Origin of the sequence: Streptomyces sp. B1I3 (assembly GCF_030816615.1) — a bacterium.
In the GTDB taxonomy this organism is placed as follows: Bacteria; Actinomycetota; Actinomycetes; order Streptomycetales; family Streptomycetaceae; genus Streptomyces.
Window position 1 is genome coordinate 6,352,139 of record NZ_JAUSYD010000001.1, and the last position, 20,199, is coordinate 6,372,337.

Annotated in this window: 15 protein-coding genes; 12 read left to right on the top strand and 3 right to left on the bottom strand. The window is 71.6% G+C overall.

Features of this window, described 5'->3' with window-relative positions:
• Positions 1-84: 84 nt before the first annotated feature.
• Together QFZ58_RS28855 and QFZ58_RS28860 are read right to left on the bottom strand one after the other, a co-directional pair.
• Positions 85-546: a MaoC family dehydratase gene (locus QFZ58_RS28855; RefSeq protein ID WP_307127821.1), complete on the bottom strand. Its 462-nt coding sequence runs from the start codon at positions 544-546 to the stop codon at positions 85-87.
• A 119-nt stretch (positions 547-665) separates the two neighbouring features.
• The gene (locus tag QFZ58_RS28860; RefSeq protein WP_307127822.1) at positions 666-2,318 is read right to left on the bottom strand and encodes an ABC-F family ATP-binding cassette domain-containing protein; all 1,653 of its coding nucleotides are present in this window, start codon (positions 2,316-2,318) and stop codon (positions 666-668) included.
• Between the two features lie 202 nt (positions 2,319-2,520).
• On the opposite strand from QFZ58_RS28860, the gene QFZ58_RS28865 reads away from it, so the two are divergent.
• The 10 genes from QFZ58_RS28865 to soxR all read left to right on the top strand — a co-directional run bounded on the left by QFZ58_RS28865 (position 2,521) and on the right by soxR (position 13,545).
• On the top strand, positions 2,521-2,673 hold the full coding sequence (locus QFZ58_RS28865; RefSeq protein WP_307127823.1) for a hypothetical protein: 153 nt from the start codon (positions 2,521-2,523) through the stop codon (positions 2,671-2,673).
• A 103-nt stretch (positions 2,674-2,776) separates the two neighbouring features.
• Positions 2,777-4,318, top strand: coding sequence for a hypothetical protein (locus QFZ58_RS28870; RefSeq protein WP_307127824.1), 1,542 nt, complete (start codon positions 2,777-2,779; stop codon positions 4,316-4,318).
• Entirely contained in the window at positions 4,315-5,070 is a 756-nt protein-coding gene (locus QFZ58_RS28875) for a hypothetical protein (RefSeq protein ID WP_307127825.1), read from the top strand. The genes QFZ58_RS28870 and QFZ58_RS28875 overlap by 4 nt, the downstream gene beginning before the upstream one ends.
• 2 nt (positions 5,071-5,072) lie before the next feature.
• Entirely contained in the window at positions 5,073-7,064 is a 1,992-nt protein-coding gene (locus QFZ58_RS28880) for a B12-binding domain-containing radical SAM protein (protein WP_307127826.1), read from the top strand.
• A 46-nt stretch (positions 7,065-7,110) separates the two neighbouring features.
• The gene (locus QFZ58_RS28885) at positions 7,111-7,860 is read left to right on the top strand and encodes a 2OG-Fe(II) oxygenase (protein ID WP_307127827.1); all 750 of its coding nucleotides are present in this window, start codon (positions 7,111-7,113) and stop codon (positions 7,858-7,860) included.
• Between the two features lie 26 nt (positions 7,861-7,886).
• On the top strand, positions 7,887-8,888 hold the full coding sequence (locus tag QFZ58_RS28890) for a ThiF family adenylyltransferase (RefSeq protein WP_307127828.1): 1,002 nt from the start codon (positions 7,887-7,889) through the stop codon (positions 8,886-8,888).
• Complete coding sequence (locus QFZ58_RS28895; protein WP_307127829.1) at positions 8,873-10,264, top strand: MFS transporter; 1,392 nt, start codon at positions 8,873-8,875, stop codon at positions 10,262-10,264. Before QFZ58_RS28890 ends, QFZ58_RS28895 begins: the two co-directional genes overlap by 16 nt.
• A 48-nt stretch (positions 10,265-10,312) precedes the next feature.
• Complete coding sequence (locus QFZ58_RS28900; RefSeq protein WP_307127830.1) at positions 10,313-11,623, top strand: pitrilysin family protein; 1,311 nt, start codon at positions 10,313-10,315, stop codon at positions 11,621-11,623.
• Positions 11,620-13,008 (top strand): pitrilysin family protein, encoded by a 1,389-nt coding sequence (locus tag QFZ58_RS28905; RefSeq protein ID WP_307127831.1) that lies wholly within the window; start codon positions 11,620-11,622, stop codon positions 13,006-13,008. The genes QFZ58_RS28900 and QFZ58_RS28905 overlap by 4 nt, the downstream gene beginning before the upstream one ends.
• Before the next feature lie 63 nt (positions 13,009-13,071).
• Positions 13,072-13,545, top strand: a complete 474-nt coding sequence (gene soxR, locus QFZ58_RS28910) for a redox-sensitive transcriptional activator SoxR (protein ID WP_307127832.1) — start codon at positions 13,072-13,074, stop codon at positions 13,543-13,545.
• 69 nt (positions 13,546-13,614) lie between these two features.
• On the opposite strand, the gene QFZ58_RS28915 is transcribed toward soxR, so the two are convergent.
• Positions 13,615-14,226 carry a hypothetical protein gene (locus QFZ58_RS28915; protein ID WP_307127833.1) on the bottom strand — a complete coding sequence of 204 codons (612 nt, stop codon included), beginning with the start codon at positions 14,224-14,226 and terminating at the stop codon, positions 13,615-13,617.
• A 262-nt stretch (positions 14,227-14,488) separates the two neighbouring features.
• On the opposite strand from QFZ58_RS28915, the gene QFZ58_RS28920 reads away from it, so the two are divergent.
• Both QFZ58_RS28920 and QFZ58_RS28925 read left to right on the top strand, forming a co-directional pair.
• Positions 14,489-17,320, top strand: a complete 2,832-nt coding sequence (locus tag QFZ58_RS28920; RefSeq protein ID WP_307127834.1) for a penicillin acylase family protein — start codon at positions 14,489-14,491, stop codon at positions 17,318-17,320.
• Between the two features lie 216 nt (positions 17,321-17,536).
• Positions 17,537-20,173 carry a peptidoglycan recognition protein gene (locus QFZ58_RS28925; protein WP_307127835.1) on the top strand — a complete coding sequence of 879 codons (2,637 nt, stop codon included), beginning with the start codon at positions 17,537-17,539 and terminating at the stop codon, positions 20,171-20,173.
• The last annotated feature ends 26 nt before the right edge of the window (positions 20,174-20,199 follow it).

Consider the following 20,199-nt stretch of genomic DNA (forward strand, 5'->3'; position numbering starts at 1 on the left):
GGCGCGTGCCGCGCTCCCGGCTGCGCCGGGGCGCCCCGGGGGCCGTGCCGTCCCGCAGGCGCCCCGGGGGTGTCCGGCAGCGGTTCAGAAGTAGTAGCGCGACACCGACTCGGCGACACAGGCGGGCTTGTCGCCGCCCTCGCGCTCGACCGTGACGAGCGCGGTCACCTGCACGCCGCCGCCGGTCTCCTCGACGTCCTTGAGCACCGCCGTGGCCCGCACCCGGGAACCCACCGGGACGGTCGAGGGGAAGCGCACCTTGTTGGTCCCGTAGTTGATGCCCATCTTCGCGCCCTCCACCTGAAGGATCTGCGGGACGAGCACGGGAAGCAGCGAGAGTGTCAGATAGCCGTGCGCGATCGTCGTGCCGAAGGGACCGGCCGCGGCGCGCTCCGGGTCCACGTGGATCCACTGGTGGTCGCCCGTGGCCTCGGCGAACAGGTCGATCCTCTTCTGCTCGATCTCCAGCCAATCGCTGTGACCGAGCTCCTGGCCCACCCCGTCCCGGAGCTCCTGCGCGGAGGTGAATATCTTCGGCTCTGCCATGTTCCTGGTCCCTGCCTTCCGGCTGTCCGCCGTCGTCGCCGAGTAGTGTCTAAGCGCTTGCTCAGCATGCTGGGGCCGCGCGCTCCTGTCAACGACGGTCCGCCGGGCCGGGAGCCCGGTCAGCGCGCGACGTCCGGGCCCCAGTACGGACCGTCCGCCTCCCGCACCCGGCCGTCCTCCTCCACCACCACGAAGCGGTCGAAGGTGCGGGCGAACCAGCGGTCGTGCGTGACCGCGAGGACCGTGCCCTCGAAGCGTTCCAGGGCGGATTCCAGGGCCTCGGCGCTGTGCAGGTCGAGGTTGTCGGTCGGCTCGTCCAGCAGGAGCAGCGTGGAGCCCTGGAGTTCCAGCAGGAGGATCTGGAACCGCGCCTGCTGGCCGCCCGACAGCTGGTCGAAGCGCTGGTCCCCGTGTGCCTGGAGCTCGTACCGGCGCAGGACCGAGACGGCTGCCCCCCGGTCCCGCCCCTCCCGGTCGCCGTCACCCCGGCCCAGTACCTCCACCAGCGTGCGGCCCGCCAGGTCGGGCCGCGCCTGGGTCTGTGCGAACCAGCCCGGCCGCACCCGCGCGCCCAGCCTGGCCACCCCGGTGTGGCCGACCGGTTCGCCGTGGCGTGCCGGATCGTGCAGATCCTGCTCGCTCCCGCCGGCCGCGAGCAGCCGCAGCAGGTGCGACTTGCCCGTACCGTTCGAACCGAGTACGGCCACCCGCTCGCCGAAGTAGACCTCCAGGTCGAACGGCTTCGTGAGCCCGGAGAGTTCGAGCGCCTCGCAGCGGACGGCCCGTACGCCGGTGCGGCTCCCGCGCAGCCTCATGCGGACGTTCTGCTCGACCGGCCGCTCCGGCGGCGGGCCGGCCTCCTCGAACCGGGCGAGCCGCGTCTGCATGGCGCGGTACTTCCCGGCCATCGAGGCGGAGGCCTTGGCCTGCTGCTGGAGCGTGCGGACCAGGTTCTTGAGCCGCTGGTGCTCCTCGTCCCAGCGCCGGTGCAGCTCGTCCAGACGTTCGAGACGGGACTGCCTCGCGGTGTAGTAGTCCCGGAATCCGCCGCCGTGCACCCAGACGCCGTTCGCCTCCAGGGTGAGGACGCGGGTGGCGGTGGCCGCCAGCAGTTCGCGGTCGTGGCTGATGTAGAGCACGGTCTTGCGGGACGCGGCCATCATCTCCTCGAGGTGGCGCTTGCCCGGTACGTCGAGGTAGTTGTCCGGCTCGTCCAGCAGCAGCACCTGGGCGTTGCCGCGGAACAGCGCCTCGAGCGCGAGACGCTTCTGCTCGCCGCCGGACAGGGTCCGCAACTCCCTGGACCTGGCCCGTTCGAAAGGGAGCCGCAGCGCCGCCCCGGTGACCAGGTCCCATTCCACCTCGGCGTCGTAACCACCGGTCTCCGCCCATTGCGAGAGCGCTTCCGCATAGCGCATCTGCACGGCTTCGCTCTCGCTCTCCAGCATGGCCAATTCTGCGCTCTCCATGGCCGAAAATGCCTGTTTCAATTCCGGCCTGGACAGTGAGACGAGAAATTCGAGCACGGTGGTCGCGTCGCGCACGGAGCCGACGAACTGGGGCATGACCCCGAGCCCGCCCACCGTGCGCACCGTCCCGGAATGAGCCTTCAACTCGCCTGTGATCAGGCGGAACAGCGTGGTCTTCCCCATTCCGTTGGCTCCGATGAGAGCGACCTTGTCGCCGTCACCGACACGGAAGGAAGTGTCATGAAAAAGCATCCGGCCATCCGCCAGCCAGTACTCCAGACCGGAAACTTCCAAGAACCCCACGGCTTTTCACCCCTCGATCGCGTTTAACGTCCCTCCGGACTCTTCAATCTCTCATGCCTTCTTGTTTTGTTTCCGGGCCTTGTGCAAGCATCCCGTCATCCGGTCACCGGACATCACGCTCGGTGACCGGGGGTCCAGGGCGCACCCAAGGGGTGAGAGCTCCGTCCCGGTGTGCCCGTCCACTCACACGAGGGGAACCACCATGGAATCCAACGCCCAGCGTCCGGTGAACGAGGAGACCCCCGAGCTGCGCCAGCAGGACGGCGACACCTCGGGTCCGGAGCTCGAGACCGACGGTCTGGTCTTCAAGCGCGAGCTGCTCAACGAGTTCCTCGGCGGACGCGTCCGCAGCTGACCGAAGCGCCACCGGGCTCCGGCAGACGCAGGGCCGGGGCCCGGTGGTGTGCGACATCGGGCCGACGAGGCGGAACGAAGGTGCCGACACGGAGCGGGGGGCGGTGGTCGACGTGCGGACGGACGAGACCGGCGAGGGGAAGCGCGGCCCCCGCCCGTTCACCGTGGACATCGACGCCTGGCCGCTCAGTCTGGACCCGTACCACGTCGTGGACTTCAACCAGGCGCTCGTCCTCGACGCGCTCGTCGACCCACTCACCCGCGAGGACCCGCTCGACCCGGGGGTCGCGCTGCCCTCGGCCCTGAGCTCGCTCGACCCCCTGGACGACGGACGGACCTGGCTGCTGCGCCCGGCGCCCGGTCAGATCTGGGACGACGGCACACCCGTCCGCCCCCAGGAGATCGCGGCCGGGATCCACCGGGCCTGGGGCCCCACCGGGCTCGTGCTGCCCGACGGGTACGCCACCCACGACAGCGGTCCGGGCGGCGGCGCCCGGTCGCCGGTCACCGCACGCGTCGTCGCCGGCGACGGCGGAGCCGTCACCGGGCGCACGGTGATCGAGGTGCGGTCCTCCCTGGCGCTGCCCTACCTCGCCGGGCTCCTGGCGTTCCCGGGCGCGGCCCCCGTGCGGGAGGAGGGACACGGCTGGACGGCCAGCGGGCCCTACCGCCCGGTGAGCGCCGACCGCCGGCTGGGCAGGATCGAGCTGCGCCGCAAACCGTCCCGCAGGACCGGCCCCGGGACACCCGCAACCGTCGTCTTCCAGGTGCACCGCGAACGCGCGCGGGCACTCGCCGCGTTCGACGAAGGACTGCTCGACCTCTCGCTCAACACCGGTCTGCCGCCGGCGGACTTCGGCCGGCTCGCAGCCCTGCCGCACGCGACGGTACGCACCCTGTCCATGGCCTGTCAGCTGTGGGTGCGCCCCGGCACCGACTCCGTCCTGGACACCGCTGCCGGACGGCGCGCGTTCGGCGACGGCTTCGACCGGGAGGCGGTCTCCGCCCGGCTGCAGCGGGCCGTGGTGCCGTTGCACCGGTACAGCGGGCTGTGGGACACGCACCGGCCGGCCCCTGGGATGCCCGACATCGCGACGCCGCCGCCCCGCCGGCTTCCGCCGTCCGGCCGCCGCGCGGAACTGACCCTCACCTACGCGGACTTCCCGCCCAACGACCGGGTCGTCGCGGCCCTCGCCGCCGACATCGAAGCCCGCCTCGGCCATCGTGTCCATCCGCGCCCCCTGACCTACCGCGCGTTCGCGAAGGCCGTCACAGCCCTCGACTACGAACTGCTGTACTGCATCAATCCGGCGCCCCTGGCGCACGTGGCCGGCTACCTCACCCAGTTCCACAGCGCCGCGGCCACCGGCAGAGCGCTCGGGCTGCGTGACGCGGAAGTGGACGCGGCCCTCGACCGCGCCCTGCGCACGCCGGGGGCCGAGGCCTCCGCCCGGGCCTGGCAGCAGGCCGAGGCGGCCGTCCTGAGCCGGGCCCCCGTGGTGCCGCTCTTCCAGGTCAACAGCGTCACCCTGCACCGGCCCGGCTCCCCGCCACCCGCGGTGGCCGCCACCGGAGCCATCGACCTGGACCGTGCCGCCGGCCCCGCCGCGCCCCACACCCACGACCGGAAGGTCCTCTCCGCATGACGAACACGACCACGGGCAGGGCCCATGCCTACCGGGCGGCGGACCGGACCCCGCCGGAACTGGCCGCCCTCGGCGCCCTCCTGCGCCGCGACCCCGCCCGCCCGGTCCACCTCGACGGATTCCTGCCCGCCGAGCGGGCGGACCGCCTGGGCGATGCGGTCCGCGCGCTCCCCCGATGGGCGTCGTCGGCCGTGGTGTGGACCGAGGACCGGAGCTCCACCGTCAAGGTCACCCCGCAGGAGTGGCGGGCCGCGGAACCCGGCCGGCGGGCCGCGATCCGTGACGTCGCCCAGGACATCCCCGCCCTGTTCGACGGGGACTTCACCTACCCGGCCGCGTACCGGGAGGAGCTCTCCGACTTCTTCGTCTTCGCCGGCATGGGGCCCGTCCTGCGCACCCGGCTCGCCCGGTGGGTGGCACCGGACGGCCCGATCACCACCAACGTCGAATTCGCCCGCTACGGCCGGGACGACCAGCTCGGCGAGCACTCCGACGCGGAGTCCGACACCCTCTTCGTCCTCAACCTCTACCTCGATCCCGGATTCCGGGAGGCGGACGGCGGCGTACTCGGGTTCCGCAACGAGGCGGGGGAGGAGTTCCGCATGCCGCCCCGCTTCAACAGCGTCTCCGTGGTGCCGATCCGGCCGGGATGCGTGCACTGGGTCGAACGGTGGCGGACCGGACGCATCGGCCGGCACACCGTCAGCATCGCCGTGACCCCGGCCCCCACGACGAACGCCGAGGTGAAGTGACCATGGCAGTAAGTGCTGGGAACGCTCCCGGGACGAAGAGCGCGGGGACCTCCACGAGCGGCGCGGACGGTGCGCGGTCCGTGGTGCTCGCCTTCCCGCCGCTCGTCGAGTCCAGCTTCGGCCGCTACTTCCCCTCCGTCGCCGCACTCGCCGGATACCTGGACAGCCGCGGGGTCACCACGCGGCAGTGGGACCTCAACGAGGAGTTCGCCCTGCACCTCCTCGAACCGGCCCACCTGCAGGCGGCCGGCGAGGGCAGGCTCACCGGCCTCGAGGACCACTCACCGGAGGCGATGAGCGCGGTCGCCGGGCGTTGGCTCGCCGGTCACCGCGACACGCTCTTCGACGACGAGGGCCGTCACGCCTTCGCCGCCTCGGCCGGTCCCGCCTACCTGCTCTCCGCCCTCGCACAGCCCTACCTCATCGATCCGGAACCGCAGTGGCTCGGCGACGCCGCGCTCCTGCGGTCCGCGCCCACGCTCGTCTACCGCACCTACTACGCCCGCCTCGGCCTGGCCTCCCGCATTCCCGCGGACGCCTGCCTCATCGGCATCTCCGTCCCCATGGGACCGCAGCTGGTTCCGGCGCTCCTGCTGGCCGAGGCCGTCAAGGAGGTCCGCCCCGACGTACGCGTCGTGCTCGGCGGGCCCACGCTGTCGCTCATGCAGGAGGAGGACCTCACCACTCTGCTCGCCACCCACCGGCAGGTGGACGCGGTCGTCAGGTTCGACGGCGAGACGCCGCTCGCCGCCCTGTGCTCCCACGCACGCGAGGGCGGCTGGCGTCCCGGCGAGGTGGCGGGAGTGTCCTCCTGGTCGGGGCAGGGCGTCACGCACGTACCGCCCGGTCCCGGCCTGCACCCCAACGTGCTGCCGCCCGCGGCGTACGACCACGAGCTCCTCGGCAGGCTCGTCGCCCCCGAGATCGGCATCTCCCAGGCGCGCGGCTGCTACTGGGGCAAGTGCGACTACTGCGACTTCGTCGAGCTCTACGACGGCAGCCCGCCCTACCGCGGACGCTCGGTGAAGACCTTCATGGCCGAGCTGGAGCACCAGGTCCGCTCGCACGGCGCCCGCCACTTCGAGCTGATCACGGAGTCCATCCCGCCCGCGTTCGCCCGGCGCTTCTCCCAGGCGGTCATCGACCGAGGGCTGGACATCGTCTGGAACTCCTTCGCCATGGTCGACCGGCGCTTCGACGCCGAACTCCTGCAGCTCATGGCCAGGGCCGGGTGCGAGTACCTCGTCATCGGCATGGAGACCACCAACACCCGCGTGCTGAACCTCGTCCACAAGTCGGCCGACCGCGAGGAGAACCTGCGCTTCATCCGCGAGGCGCACAGCGCGGGGATGAAACTGCGGATCAACCTCATTCCCGACCTGCCCTCCACCACCCGCGAGGAAGCTCTGGAGTCGCTCCGGGACGTCGCCGAACTCGCCGATCTCGTCGACTCGTTCACCGTGTTCCCCTTCGAGGCGACCCGGTCGTCCGAAGTCGGCCGCAACCCCGAGCGCTTCGGGCTGGTGATCGCCGACTCCGGCACGGGCACCGCCAACCAGGCGCAGTACGCCCTCAACCACCTGGGCAACATCGATCCGGCGATGACCGACGAACAGCGCCGCGGTGTCCACGAGGTGTACCAGGACTTCGCCGTCCAGCACGGCTCCGGTTACATGCGGGTGACCGGCTCGGACTTCCTCGGGCGCCTCCCTGCCCCGGACGAGCCGTTCCGCCTCGGCACCGAGTACCTGGACGTCCTGCGGCGCGGGGAGGCACTGGTCGTCACCCACGTGCTGCGCCGCGAACGCACGGTCCTGCCCGCCGCCGTCGCCACCGGACTGACCCGCTGGCTGGACGGATCACCGCTGACCCGTCAGGACCTCGCCCACTCCTACGGGGACGACGGGGCGCGACGGGTCGTCGAGCAACTGGTCGACGCCCGGATGCTGATGACGGCCGCCGGGGCCGTCGACAACGAACCCGCCGTCGTGTGACCCGTACGGAGCAGAACGACACCTCCGCCACCCACGAGGAGAATCCATGCGCAGTACCACCGAGCAGCCGACGCACCCGGAGCTCGCCGCGGCAGTGCCGTTCATCGCCCCCGAGTACCTGACCGGCGACTTCTTCGCCAGGATGGGTGACTGGTACCACGGCGACGAACCCCACCCCCTGCACCTGCACAACTTCCTGCGGCCCGAGCTCGCGGCCGCGGTGTCCACGGCCGTGCGCGGCATCCCCGACTGGTCACCGCACGCAGCGCTCTACGAAGGCCGCATGGGCAAGACGGAGTTCTGGGACGAGGAGGCGGACGCCGGCCACGAGGTCACCATCAGCCAGCTCGCCGTACGGGACATTCCCGCACTGCTCGACAGCGGGGCCATGGACCCCGCCCACCAGCAGGTCATCGAGCAGTTCCTCGCCTTCGCCCTGCTGTCCGACACACTCCGCGACTGGATCAAGGCCGGCACCGGTCTGGAACTGCGCAAGCGGGCCTTCATGGAGATCGCCGCCTACCGCCGCTCCGACGGGCTCGGCGCACACCAGGACCTGGTCCCCGGCCGGGTGCTGGCGATGAACTTCTACCTCGACGAGAACTACCGCGCCGAGCACGGCGGCCGGCTCAGCTTCCGTGACGGCGAAGGCCGTGAGCACCACATCGAGCCCGTCTACAACAGCCTCTCCATCATTCCGATCCGCGAGGACTGCTGGCACTGGGTCGAGCCCTTCAGCAGCGACACGGTCGGCCGGTACACCATCGCCATCGGGCAGCATCTGGAGGGGAGCTGAACCGCACCCTGCGCCTCCTGCCCGCCGTGGCGGTCCATGAGACCGAGTGCGAGACGCTCCTGAACCTCGGTGACCGGCTGCTGCGCGTCGGCGGCCCCCAGCCGCGGGTCCGCGCGGCACTGGACCGGCTGCGCACGGGAACCACGCAGGACCGGCTGGCCGCGGACTGGGCCCCCGGTGCGGTCGCGGCGCTGCTCGCCGAACTCCGCGACCAGGGCTGGCTCACCGGGGAGAGCGAAGAGGAACGTGCCGCCTTCGCCGGGGAGACGTACGAGCGCCAGGTCGACCACCTGGCACTCTTCGGCCCCGACACGGCCGCCGCGCAGCGCCGGCTGCTCGGGTCCCGGGTCGCCGTCATCGGCCTGGGAGGCATCGGCGGCATCGTCACCCAGCACCTGGTGGGAGCGGGCGTCAGCCGGTTCTGGCTCGTCGACGACGACTGCGTGGCCGGCCACAACCTCAACCGCCAGTTCACGTACGGGTCACAGGACATCGGCAGTCCCAAGACCCGGGCGCTCGCCCGCAGTCTGTCCGCCCTGCGGCCCGGCATCCGCACCACCGGCGTACGGAAGCGGATCACGGAGGCCGCCCAGCTCTTCGACGAGCTCCCCGGCGACCTGGACCTGGTGATCGTGGCCGCGGACACCCCGCCGGGTCTCCCGGACGTCGTGTGGGAGTGGGCCGTGGCCACGGGCACCCCCACGGCCGTCGCGGCTGTCGGTGTCGGCATCGGCTTCTGGGGCCCCGTCCTCGTGCCCGCCCGCGACGGCTGCTGGCCGTGCTTCGAGCGCGGCCGGCGAGCCGTCCTCACGGGACTGGAACGAACCGTCGAGGACCGATCCGCCGAACCTGCCCCCTTCTCCTTCGGTCCGAGCAATACAGTGATCGCCGCGATGCTCGCCCATGACGTCGTGGAGTTCCTGTGCAGCGGATCGTGCCCCACCCTGGGCCGCCGTGCCGCGCTGGACTTCCGGCGCCAACGGATCACCCACAGCGAAGAAATGAAGTGCTCGTGTCCGACGACCTGATAACGCAGCAGAAGCAGAAGGCGGCGGGCCGCAGGAAGGAGTCGTTCAGGGGCACCGGCTTCCTGCGCCTGTGGTCGGGCGAGACGGTGTCCGTGGCGGGCACCGAAGTCACCTTCATGGCGATCGGGATCGCCGCGGCGACCACCCTCGCCGCGACGCCCTGGCAGATGGGTGTGCTGGAGGCCGCGGAGTCCGCCGCGGTCCTGCTGCTCGGCCTGTCCGCGGGCGTGTGGGCGGACCGCTACGAGCGGCGCCGCATCATGCTCATCGCCAACCTGGCACGCTGCGTACTGATCCTCTCCGTCCCGCTGCTGTACTGGCTGGACGCACTGACCATGCCCGTGCTGTACGCGGTCGTCTTCCTCGTCGGTGCCCTGACGCTGCTCTTCGACAGCGCGATGTCGGCCTATCTGCCACGGCTGTTGCCCCGCAGCCAACTGGAACGCGCCAACTCCTGGATGGAAGCCAGCACGTCGGTGGGCTCGGTCGCCGGACCGGGACTCGCCGGAGTGCTCATCCAGGTCATGAGCGCCCCGGTGGCCCTGGTCGTCGACTCCGTCTCCTACCTGGTCAGTTACCTCACCCTGTCGCGGCTGCCCCAGGCCCCGCCGTCCGCCGACCCGGGGACCCCGGACGCGGAGCCGCAGGAATCGCACCGGCACGCCGTCCTCAAGGGCCTGCACCTGCTGCGCGTCGACCGCATCCAGCGGCCGATGATCCTCGCCGCCGCGCACTTCAACATCTTCCACACGATGTTCTTCGCCGTGCACACGCTCTTCGTGTTGCGTGTACTCGACTTCAGCCCCGGCCTCCTCGGCGCCACCAGCATGGCGGGAGGTGTCGCAGGACTCCTCGGCGCGTCCTTCACGCCGGCGCTCACCCGTCTTTTCGGCCAGGGCCGCACCCTGATCATCGTCTACGCCGCCCCGGGCCTCTCGGCCCTCCTGGTCCCGCTGGCCCACCACACGGGCGACCGGGGCCTCGCCATCGCCCTGGTCTCGCTGTCGACCTTCACGTGGACGTTCGCCGTGGTGGTCAATCTCGTCATCAGCGAGACGGTGAAGCAGACCCTGGTCCCCGACCACCTCCTGGGCCGGGTCACCGCCACCACACGCTTCGTCAGCTGGGGGGTCCAGCCGGTCGGCGCGCTGCTCGGCGGCTGGCTCGGCGGACGGCTGGGGCTCTCGGAGGTCATGGTCGTCTCGGCGGCCGGCCTGTTCACGTCCGCGCTCTGGCCGCTCCTCAGCCCGGTACGCAATCTGGTCGGACCGCCTGACGACGACACGGACGGCGGCGTGACGGACGGCGACGGCGGGGACGTCGACGGCGCGAGCGGCGCGACGAGCGAGCCGTCGCCGCCGCCCGAGAAGACCTGACGACAGCCGGCCCGGTCCGTCCGCAGAGCCTGAACACAGGAGCAGAAGATGCCCGCGCTCAATCCGATCGGCCGCACCTTGTCCAACGGCCTGCGGGTGATCGTCTCCAGGGACACCACGGTCCCCGTCGCCGCGGTGTGCCTGTGGTACCGGGTGGGATCGTGTGACGAGCCCGCCGGCCGGACAGGTCTCTCCCACCTGTTCGAACACCTGATGTTCCAGGGATCGACGCACGTCCCGGCCAACGGCCACACCGCCGCCGTGGAGGAGGCGGGCGGTCTGACCAACGCCTCCAGCGGCTTCGAACGCACCACTTTCTACACGGTCGTCCCCGCCGGCCAGCTGGAACTGGTGCTGTGGCTGGAGGCCGACCGGATGGGAGGCATGCTCGACGCCTTCACGCCCGAGGGCCTCGGCAACCAGCGGGACGTCGTGCTCAACGAGCGGCGGGAGCGGTACGACAACGTGCCCTACGGCACCGGATGGGAGCAGCTGGTCGCCATGACGTTCCCTCCCGGTCACCCCTTCCGCGAGTTGCCGGCAGGCAGCCCCCGGGACCTGGCCGCCGTCACGGAGGACGACTGCCGGGCGTTCTTCCGCCGGCACTACGCCCCCGACCGGGCGATCCTCACGGTCGTCGGCGACGTGGAACCGGACGCGGTGGTGGATCTCGCGGAACGCCACTTCCGTCACATAGCGCCCTCCGCCTCCGGCCGCTGGGCACCCCCGGCGTGCTCGCGCACCCCCGCGCTCCCGGCCGAGACCCGGCGCCACGCCGAGGCGGCGGTGCCCGGTCCGGCGTTCATGGCCGCCTACCAGCTGCCCGCCCGTGGTGGACGTGCCTACGCCGCCACGGACCTCGCTCTGACGCTGCTGGGGGGGATGAGCAGCAGCGGACTGCACGACCGGCTCGTGCGGCGGGACCAGCTCGCCCACAGCGCCCGCTTCTCCCTGTTGCCCCTGCGGTCGGCACCCTCCCTGGGCCGGCTGGACGTGCGCGCCGTGCCCGGCACCGGCCTCGACGTCGTGGAGAAGGTGGTCGACGAGGAGATCGAGCGCCTCGTCGACCACGGGGTCGCCGACGCGTCGCTGCGGGGGGCCAAGGCCCAGATCCGGCGCGAGTGGTACGACCGCCTCGCCCATCCGGGCAGCCGGGCCGACGAACTGTGCGCCCAGGAGGCTCACTTCGGCGACGCGGCGCTGGCCGACGCCCATCTCGGTGAGGCCTTGGACATCTCCGCGGCCGAGGTGCGGCAGGCCGCGGCCGACTGGCTCGCCCCCGAACGGCGCTCGGTCCTGACCTATGAACCCGCGGGTGCCACGGACCCGGCCCGAGCCGCGCGAGGAGCCGCCGCATGACCGCCCCCGCCACCACCGGCCCGCGCCCCGCCCGTCCTGCCACGGCGCCCGTCCGGCCGTGGCACTTCCCCCGGCTGCACAGGAGCGTCCTGGACAACGGCCTCACGCTGCTGACCTGCGACCGGCCGGGTCAGGAAGTGCTGAGCGCCGAGATCATCGTCGCCGTGCCGCTCGCTCTCGAACCACGCGAGCTGGAGGGCGTCGTGGGCATCACGGCCAGCGCCCTGGCCGAGGGCGTACCGGGACTGGACTCGCTCGACTTCATCCACGCGCTGGAACACTGCGGAGCCACCCTCGGCGTCGGCGCCGAGCACACCGGCCTCCGGATCACCCTCGACGTCCCCGGTACCCATCTGGAGGAAGCGCTGGGCCTGCTCACCTCGGCTCTGCGCACCCCCCTGTTCCCCGCTCGATCCGTCGAACGCCTGGTCGGAGCACGCGCGAACGCGTACGTCCGCAACCGGGCCGACGCCGAGCGCCGCGCGTCCATGGAACTGCACACCGCCCTGTTCGACGCGGCGGACCGCCGTTCGCGGCCGGCCCGCGGCACCGACGTGACGGTCCGCGGGATCGACCGGGACGCGGTCGCCGCCTTCCACCACCGCTTCGTCCGCCCGGCCGTCTCCACCGTCGCGCTCGCGGGCGACCTGGCCAGGTACGACGTCGACGCCGTGCTGCGCCGCGTGCTGGGCACGTGGGAGGGCGAGCCGGGCACCCTTGAGGCACCCCCGTCCCCGCCGGTGCGCGACGAGGCGCCGGTGATCCTCGTCGACCGGCCAGGGGCCCTCCAGACCCGGCTGGTCCTCGGGCGGGTCGCACCGGGCCGTGCCACGCCCGACTGGGACGCGCTGCTGATCGGCAACCACAGCCTCGGCGGCTCGGTCAACGCACGGCTCGACCGTGAACTACGCGAGGCCAAGGGCTACACGTACGGGTTCCACAGCCGCCTGCTGGGTGTGGTCCAGGACTCCCTCGCCGTCGTGACGGGGGCGGTGGAGACATCGGTGACGGCGCCCGCGCTGAACGACATCACCCGCATCCTGACCGAGGTCGCCGACCGCGGGATCACGGAGGCGGAGCGCGCGGCCGCGGTGGCGCAGATCGTGGACGCGGCGCCGCTGCGCTACCTCACCGCGTCGGCGGTCGCGGAGGAGATGGCCCTGCTGGTCCTCGACGGCCGGGACCCCGCGAGCCTGCCGGACGCCTTCCGGCGCGCGGCGGCGATCACCACCGAGGAGGCCTCCGGCGCCCTGCGTTCAGCCTTCCCTCCGGACGGCATGGTGACGGTCGCGATCGGCGACGTCTCGGTGTTCGGTGAGGAACTCCGGGGGAACGCCACGGCTCCGGTGCACCTCCTGCGAACGGGGTCCTCACGGCTCCCGTAGGTCCCCAGGGCGACATGGCGGAGCCCGCTCCATGGGAGGGGCGAGGTCGTTAGGGTGGGAGGGGTGCCCCAGATCCCGCAGACACTCCACGAACTCACCGTCGGCCAGCTCTCCGCGCGCAGCGGCGCGGCGGTGTCGGCCCTGCACTTCTACGAGTCCAAGGGCCTGATCACGAGCCGCCGCACCAGCGGCAATCAGCGCCGCTACACCAGGGACGCCCTGCGCCGGGTCGCGTTCGTGCGCGCGGCCCAGCGGGTGGGTATCCCGCTGGCGACGATCCGGGACGCGCTCGCCGAGCTGCCCGAGGAGCGCACACCGAACCGCGACGACTGGGCACGGCTCTCCCGGGCGTGGCGCGCGGAGCTTGACGAACGGATCAAGCAACTGGGGCGGCTGCGGGACCATCTCACCGACTGCATCGGCTGCGGCTGCCTGTCGCTGGAGACGTGCGTGCTGTCCAACCCCGACGACATCACCGGTACACGCATGGCGGGGTCGCGTCTGATGCCCGAGCTGATGGCGCCGGACCGTTCCTGAACCGCTCGGGCCCCACGCCCCCGGGCACGGGCGACACGGGCGACACGGCCCACGCATGCCCCGCCCGCCTCAGGCCGCCGACGCCAGGTCTCTCGTCCGTGTCCTCCTCGCCTTCGCCAGGGCCCCTGCCGTCAGGACGGGCCTGGGGACCACGATGCCGCACCCGGTGCACACGGGGCCGGACGACGGCTCACGGTCCAGGTCCTGGCGCCAGACGATCCCGGTGTCCGAGCAGACCGGGCACGCGGCACCAGGCTCCGTCCCCAGCGCCGCGATCAGCCGGCCCAGGACCTCGGCGAGGGGGGCGGTCGGGTGGGTACCCGGGTTGTCGCAGAGGGCGATCCCGTTGCCGCCCCACGTCCGCCTGTGCCAGTCGTCGAACGAACCGGGCCGGCGCAGTCCGTCGTGCTTCTCCCGGCGCCGCCGCTCGGCGAAGCCCGACTCGTACGCGAGCCAGACGGCCCGCGCCTCCTCCAGCTCCTCCAGCGCGCGGATCAGGCGCGCGGGGTCGGGAGCCCGGTCCTCGGGTCCGATACCGTGCCGGGCGCACAGATGGTCCCAGGTGGCCCGGTGGCCGTACGGGGCGAAGCGCTCCAGGCATTTTCGCAGCGAGTACCGCCGCAAAGCCAGATCGCCCCGTGGATCACGGACCTGTCTCGCAAGACTCCGGAAACCGGCCATGGCACTGCCACCTCCGTCGCTCGTACTTCGGCGTCAAGGGATGGACGTACGACTGCCCGATTCGGCTCCATCGAAAGGTGATTGCGTCCGCGGAGTGAGACGGCACCTGTCGGGCGAGGTGCGGAGGCGCCGTGCGCGGTGTGTCGTGCGCCGCCCTGCGGACCGGAGTGTGGCGGTTCGGAAAAAGTGACCGATGTTCACCTTACCGGCGGTACAACCCGCCGGTAACCTCCGGCGCATCGGTCTCACCGGAGGAGCACGCATGCCCCCACGCACCCGCACGCTCTCGGCCGCCGCAGTCGCGGCCGTCCTCGCTCTCGGTACCTCCCTGCTCGCCGCCACGGCCCCCCGGGCCGAAGCCGCGCAACCGGATCCCGTCGCCGCCACCGACTTCTGCCAGGGCCGGTGCGCCGACATCCTGCCCCCGGGCGAGAACGGCAACGCCACCCTCGCCGAGATCCTCGGCAACAAGGCGTTCGGCACCCACCCCGCCCACAGCGACGACCAACTCGACCGCTACAACGGGCTGGTGGCCGGCCACACGACCCTCACCGACCAGAAGCTGACCGACTTCTTCGGCGACGCCTCCTTCGGCGTCGCCGCGGACCAGGTCGAGTCCGTCACCTCGCCCCGCGAGGACGTCACCATCACCCGCGACAAGAAGAGCGGCGTCCCGCACATCAAGGGAACGACCCGCTACGGCACCGAGTTCGGCGCCGGCTTCGCGGCCGGACAGGACCGGCTCTGGCTGATGGACCTCTTCCGGCACATCGGACGAGGCGAGCTGACCCCGTTCGCCGGAGGAGCCCTCGCCAACCAGGGCCTCGAGCAGCAGTTCTGGCCCCAGGCCCCGTACACCGAGGCGGATCTCGAGGCCCAGGTCGAGCGGATCAGGACCACCGAGGGGGCGCACGGTGAGCAGGCGATGGCCGACGCGCAGGCCTACGTCGACGGCATCAACGCCTATCGCGAGAAGTCGAAGAAGGGCCGCTACTTCCCCGGTGAGTACGTCCTCACGGGAAAGATCGACGCCATCACCAACGCGGGCGAGATCCAGCCGTTCAAGCTGACCGACCTGATCTCGATCGCCTCGGTCGTCGGCGGACAGTTCGGCGGCGGAGGCGGCGGCGAGGTGCAGGCCGCACTGTCACTGCTCGCCGCCCAGCAGAAGTACGGAGTCCAGGAAGGCACCCGCGTCTGGGAGTCCTTCCGCCAGCGCAACGATCCCGAGGCCGTCCTCACCGTCCACGACGGCACCTCCTTCCCGTACGCGGGCAAGCCCGACGAGGCCCGCGGCGCCGCACTCCCCGACCCGGGCACCGTCACCCCGGAGCCCTTGATCCACGACCGCACCGGCGCGGCGGGCACGGACAGGAAGGACCCGGTCGACGCACCGGCCCGCCTCGAACCGGCCCAGGGAATGTACGACGACGGGGTCATCCCGGAGGGCTCGCTCCCGGGATCCGGTGAGGGCGCCCAGAAGCGAGGCATGTCCAACGCACTCCTGGTGTCCGGCGAACACACCGCGAGCGGCAACCCGATCGCCGTCATGGGCCCCCAGACCGGCTACTTCGCCCCGCAGCTGATGATGCTCCAGGAGATCCAGGGCCCCGGCATCAGCGCGCGAGGCGTCTCCTTCGCCGGGGTCGGCATGTACATCCAGATGGGCCGAGGCCAGGACTACGCCTGGAGCGCCACCTCGGCGGCCCAGGACATCACCGACACGTACGCCGTCGAGCTCTGCGAACCCGACGGCTCCGCCCCCACCAAGGACTCCACGCACTACCGCGACCACGGCGCCTGCACGGCCATGGAGAAACTGGAGCGCGTCAACTCCTGGAAGCCCACCGTCGCCGACTCGACGGCCAAGGGCTCCTACCGGATGCGGGTGTGGCGCACGGACTACGGCATCGTCACCCACCGCGCCACGGTCGACGGCAAGCCCGTCGCCTACACCTCGCTGCGCACCACCTACCGGCACGAGGCCGACTCGATCATCGGCTTCCAGCTGCTCAACGACCCGGCGTACGTGACGGACGCGGCGTCCTTCCAGCGGGCGGCGAGCCACATCGACTACGCCTTCAACTGGTTCTACGCGGACTCGCGCACCGCGGCCTTCTACAACAGCGGCATGAACCCGGTGCGCGCCGCCGGGGTCGACCCCGCGCTGCCGGTCAAGGCCGAGAAGGCGTACGAGTGGCAGGGCTTCGACCCGGCCGCCAACACCAGCGACTACACCCCGTTCGCCGCACACCCCCACTCCAGCGGACAGGACTACTACATCTCCTGGAACAACCGTCAGGCCAAGGACTACGCCACCGCCGCCTTCGGCTTCGGGTCGGTGCACCGGGGCGACCTGCTCGACGACCGGGTGGCCGCACTCGTCGAGGACGGCGGAGTGACCCGCGCCTCCCTCACCCGTGCCATGGCGGAGGCCGCCGTCACCGACCTGCGGGGCGAGCAACTGCTGCCGGAGCTCCTGAAGGTGATCCGCTCCCGGCCGGTCACCGACCCGGAGCTCAACGCGGTGGTCCAGCAGCTGGACTCCTGGCGGGCGGCCGGTGCGCAGCGCAAGGAGACCCGCGAGGGCTCGCACACGTACACGCACGCGGACGCGGTACGGATCATGGACGCGTGGTGGCCGAAGCTCGTCGAGGCGGAGTTCCGTCCGGGTCTGGGTGACGACCTCTACGCGGCGTTCACCGCGAGCCTGGCCACCGACGAGTCCCCGGCCGCGAGCCACGGGCCGAGCGGGGCGCACAGCGGGTCGGCCTTCCAGTACGGGTGGTGGGGGTTCGCCGACAAGGACCTGCGCCAGGTCCTCGGGCAGCCCGTCGCGGGGCCGCTGGCGAGGACGTACTGCGGCAACGGCGATCTGGCCACCTGTCGCGACGCACTGCTGACCACGCTGAAGCAGGCGGCCGCGGTGCCCGCCACGACGGTCTACCCGGGCGACGACAGCTGCACGGCGGGGGAGCAGTGGTGCACCGACGCCATCGTGCACCGCCCGCTCGGCGGGATCGGCCACAAGATGATCCACTGGCAGAACCGGCCGACCTACCAGCAGGTCGTGGAGTTCCCCTCCCACCGCTGAGCCCCGGTCGGCCGGCGCCAGGCGCGCCGAGCCCTGCCCGGAAGACCTGACGGTGCAACACATCCCGTCCCCCGTACCGCCGTTCACGGCGGGACGGGGGACCCCGTCGTGCGCGGACCGGATGCGCTTCGGCCGCCCCGGCGTGCCCGGTCCGTGAGGCAGCCAGTAGCATTCCGCCGTTCAACAATGTCATGTGCATCAAGGGGTGGGGACAGCTTGAGACTGAATCGAGTGCGCGGTACGGCCGTGGCCGCCGCCCTCGGAGTCGTCGCGGTTCTGGGATTCCAGGGCGTCGCGAACGGCACCGGGGCGGGCGAAGCGCCCAACGAGGGCGGGCCGGCCGGCGGGGCGGGCGTCCACAGTGCCGCGGCCAAGGGGAACGGACCGGTCAAGAGCGAGGTCCACAAGCTCGCCCTGAAGTCCGAGGGGCGTGGCGAGGCCACCCTCTCGCGGCGTACGACGGAGCCGTTCGGCATGCTGGGCGTGTCCTGGCCCGACGCCGACGCGAAGATCAAGGGCACGATCGAGGCCCGCACCCGCAGCGTGGAGACCGGTGCCTGGTCCGACTGGATCACCCTGGAGCCGTACCTGCCCGGCCTCGACGGCGAGCGTCCCTCGGAGCGCGGCTCCACGGAGCCCGTCTGGGTCGGACGTTCGGACGGCGCCGAGGTACGCGTGAGCGACGGAGCGGCCTCCGGCACCCTGCCGGCCGGTCTCCGGCTCGACATGGTGGACCCGGTCGCCGGGCAGAGCGCGGCAACCGGCGGTGGACTGAACGCCGAGCCCGCCGCCTACTCGTCCTCGGCGGCCGCCGCGGTCGACCCCGGCCCGCCTTCGACGGTTCCGCAGCCCCCGGTCGTCACCCGCGCCCAGTGGGGTGCCGACGAGTCCCTGAACAACGAGGGCCCGATCTACCTCGAGGGCGGCGTCATCAAGGCCGTCTTCGTGCACCACACCACGGACGGCGCCTACAACTGCGCCGATTCCGCGGCCGTGGTCAGGGCGCTGCACGTCTACCACGTGAAGACGAACGGCTGGCGCGACCTCGGCTACAACTTCCTGGTCGACAAGTGCGGGACGATCTTCGAGGGCCGTCAGGGCGGCATCGACCAGCCGGTCATGGGCGCGCACACGTACGGCTTCAACAGCGAGTCGACCAGCGTCGCGATCATCGGCAACTACACGAACGCCGGTGCGTCGAGCGCCGCTCTCGAGGCGACCGCCCGGGTGGCCGCGTACAAGCTCGGGCAGTACGGCGGTGACCCGGCCGGCAGCACCACGCTGGTGGCCGGCGCCACGCAGAAGAACTACGCGGGCAAGGAGTTCGTCGCCGGGCAGTCGTACCCCTTCAGCCAGATCTCGGGCCACCGGGACGGCTTCAACACCGAGTGCCCGGGTATGCAGCTCTACCCGCAGCTTCCGGCCATCCGGACGCTGGCCGCGGGCCCGGTGCAGGGCCTCAAGGTCACCTCGGTCGGTGGCGGGGCGTTCGCCGTGGACTCCGGCTACGAGACCCCTGGCCCGGTCTCGGTGAACTGGTCGACGACCACCCCGAGCTCCCTGATCAGCGGGTTCGAACTCGTCGTCGACGGCCGGACCGTGACCAGTGTCGCGGGCAGGGTCCGCACCGCCTCCACGACGCTCGTCCCGGGCAGCCACAAGGTCGCCGTGAAGGCCGTCCACCAGTCGGGCAGGACCACGGTCACCGCCGCGGTGAACGTGAACGTCCCGAGCCCGAAGAAGTTCGTGCCCGTCACCCCGCAGCGGCTGATGGACACCCGTGTCGGCCTCGGTGTGCCGAAGGCCCAGGTCGGTCCCGCGGGTGTCGTCACCCTTCAGGTGACCGGTACCAACGGCATCCCCGCCACAGACGTGGGCGCCGTCGTGCTGAACGTGACGGCGACGCACGTGTCGGCGACGAGCTTCGTGTCGGTCTACCCGAACGGGACGACCCGTACGAGCGCCTCGAACCTGAACGTGGTGCAGGGGCAGACGGTCCCGAACCTGGTGGTCGTGCCGGTCGTGAACGGCAAGGTCAGCTTCTACAACAACGCGGGCAGTCTCGACCTGATCGCGGACATCACCGGCTACTTCACCTCCGCCGGCGAGGGCTCCACGCACGTCAACCTGGGGCCGCAGCGCGTGATGGACACCCGTGAGGGCCTGGGTGTGCCGAAGGCCCAGGTCGGCCCGGCCGGTGTGGTGACCCTGCAGGTCGCGGGCGTCAACGGGGTGCCGGCCGAGGGTGTCACGGCGGTCGTGCTGAACGTGACGGCGACGCACGTGTCGGGTACGAGCTTCGTGTCCGTCTACCCGGACGGCACCACCCGGACGGACGCCTCGAACCTGAACGTGGTGAAGGGGCAGACGGTCCCGAACCTGGTGATCGTGCCGGTCGTCAACGGCAAGGTCAGCTTCTACAACAACGCGGGCACCGTCGACCTGATCGCGGACATCACCGGCTACTTCACCTCAGCCGGTGAAGGCGCGTCGCACATCAACCTCGGCCCGAAGCGCGTGATGGACACCCGTGAGGGCCTGGGCGTGCCGAAGGCCCAGGTCGGCCCGGCCGGTGTGGTGACCCTGCAGGTCGCAGGCGTCAACGGGGTGCCGGCCGAGGGTGTCACGGCGGTCGTGCTGAACGTGACGGCGACGCACGTGTCGGCGACGAGCTTCGTGTCGGTCTACCCGAACGGGACGACCCGTACCAGCGCCTCGAACCTGAACGTGGTGCAGGGGCAGACGGTCCCGAACCTGGTGGTCGTGCCGGTCGTGAACGGCAAGGTCAGCTTCTACAACAACGCGGGCAGTCTCGACCTGATCGCGGACATCACCGGTTACTTCCGCAAGTGACCTGACGGAGGCGGGGTGGTCCGGGC

What these genes read in the sequence shown, in the direction of transcription:
- QFZ58_RS28880 (WP_307127826.1), top strand. Translation starts at nt 5,073, where the DNA reads ATGGCAGTAAGTGCTGGGAACGCTCCCGGGACGAAGAGCGCGGGGACC.
- QFZ58_RS28885 (WP_307127827.1), top strand. Translation starts at nt 7,111, where the DNA reads ATGCGCAGTACCACCGAGCAGCCGACGCACCCGGAGCTCGCCGCGGCA.
- QFZ58_RS28915 (WP_307127833.1), bottom strand. Translation starts at nt 14,226, where the DNA reads ATGGCCGGTTTCCGGAGTCTTGCGAGACAGGTCCGTGATCCACGGGGC.
- QFZ58_RS28905 (WP_307127831.1), top strand. Translation starts at nt 11,620, where the DNA reads ATGACCGCCCCCGCCACCACCGGCCCGCGCCCCGCCCGTCCTGCCACG.
- QFZ58_RS28855 (WP_307127821.1), bottom strand. Translation starts at nt 546, where the DNA reads ATGGCAGAGCCGAAGATATTCACCTCCGCGCAGGAGCTCCGGGACGGG.
- QFZ58_RS28865 (WP_307127823.1), top strand. Translation starts at nt 2,521, where the DNA reads ATGGAATCCAACGCCCAGCGTCCGGTGAACGAGGAGACCCCCGAGCTG.
- QFZ58_RS28900 (WP_307127830.1), top strand. Translation starts at nt 10,313, where the DNA reads ATGCCCGCGCTCAATCCGATCGGCCGCACCTTGTCCAACGGCCTGCGG.
- QFZ58_RS28875 (WP_307127825.1), top strand. Translation starts at nt 4,315, where the DNA reads ATGACGAACACGACCACGGGCAGGGCCCATGCCTACCGGGCGGCGGAC.
- QFZ58_RS28920 (WP_307127834.1), top strand. Translation starts at nt 14,489, where the DNA reads ATGCCCCCACGCACCCGCACGCTCTCGGCCGCCGCAGTCGCGGCCGTC.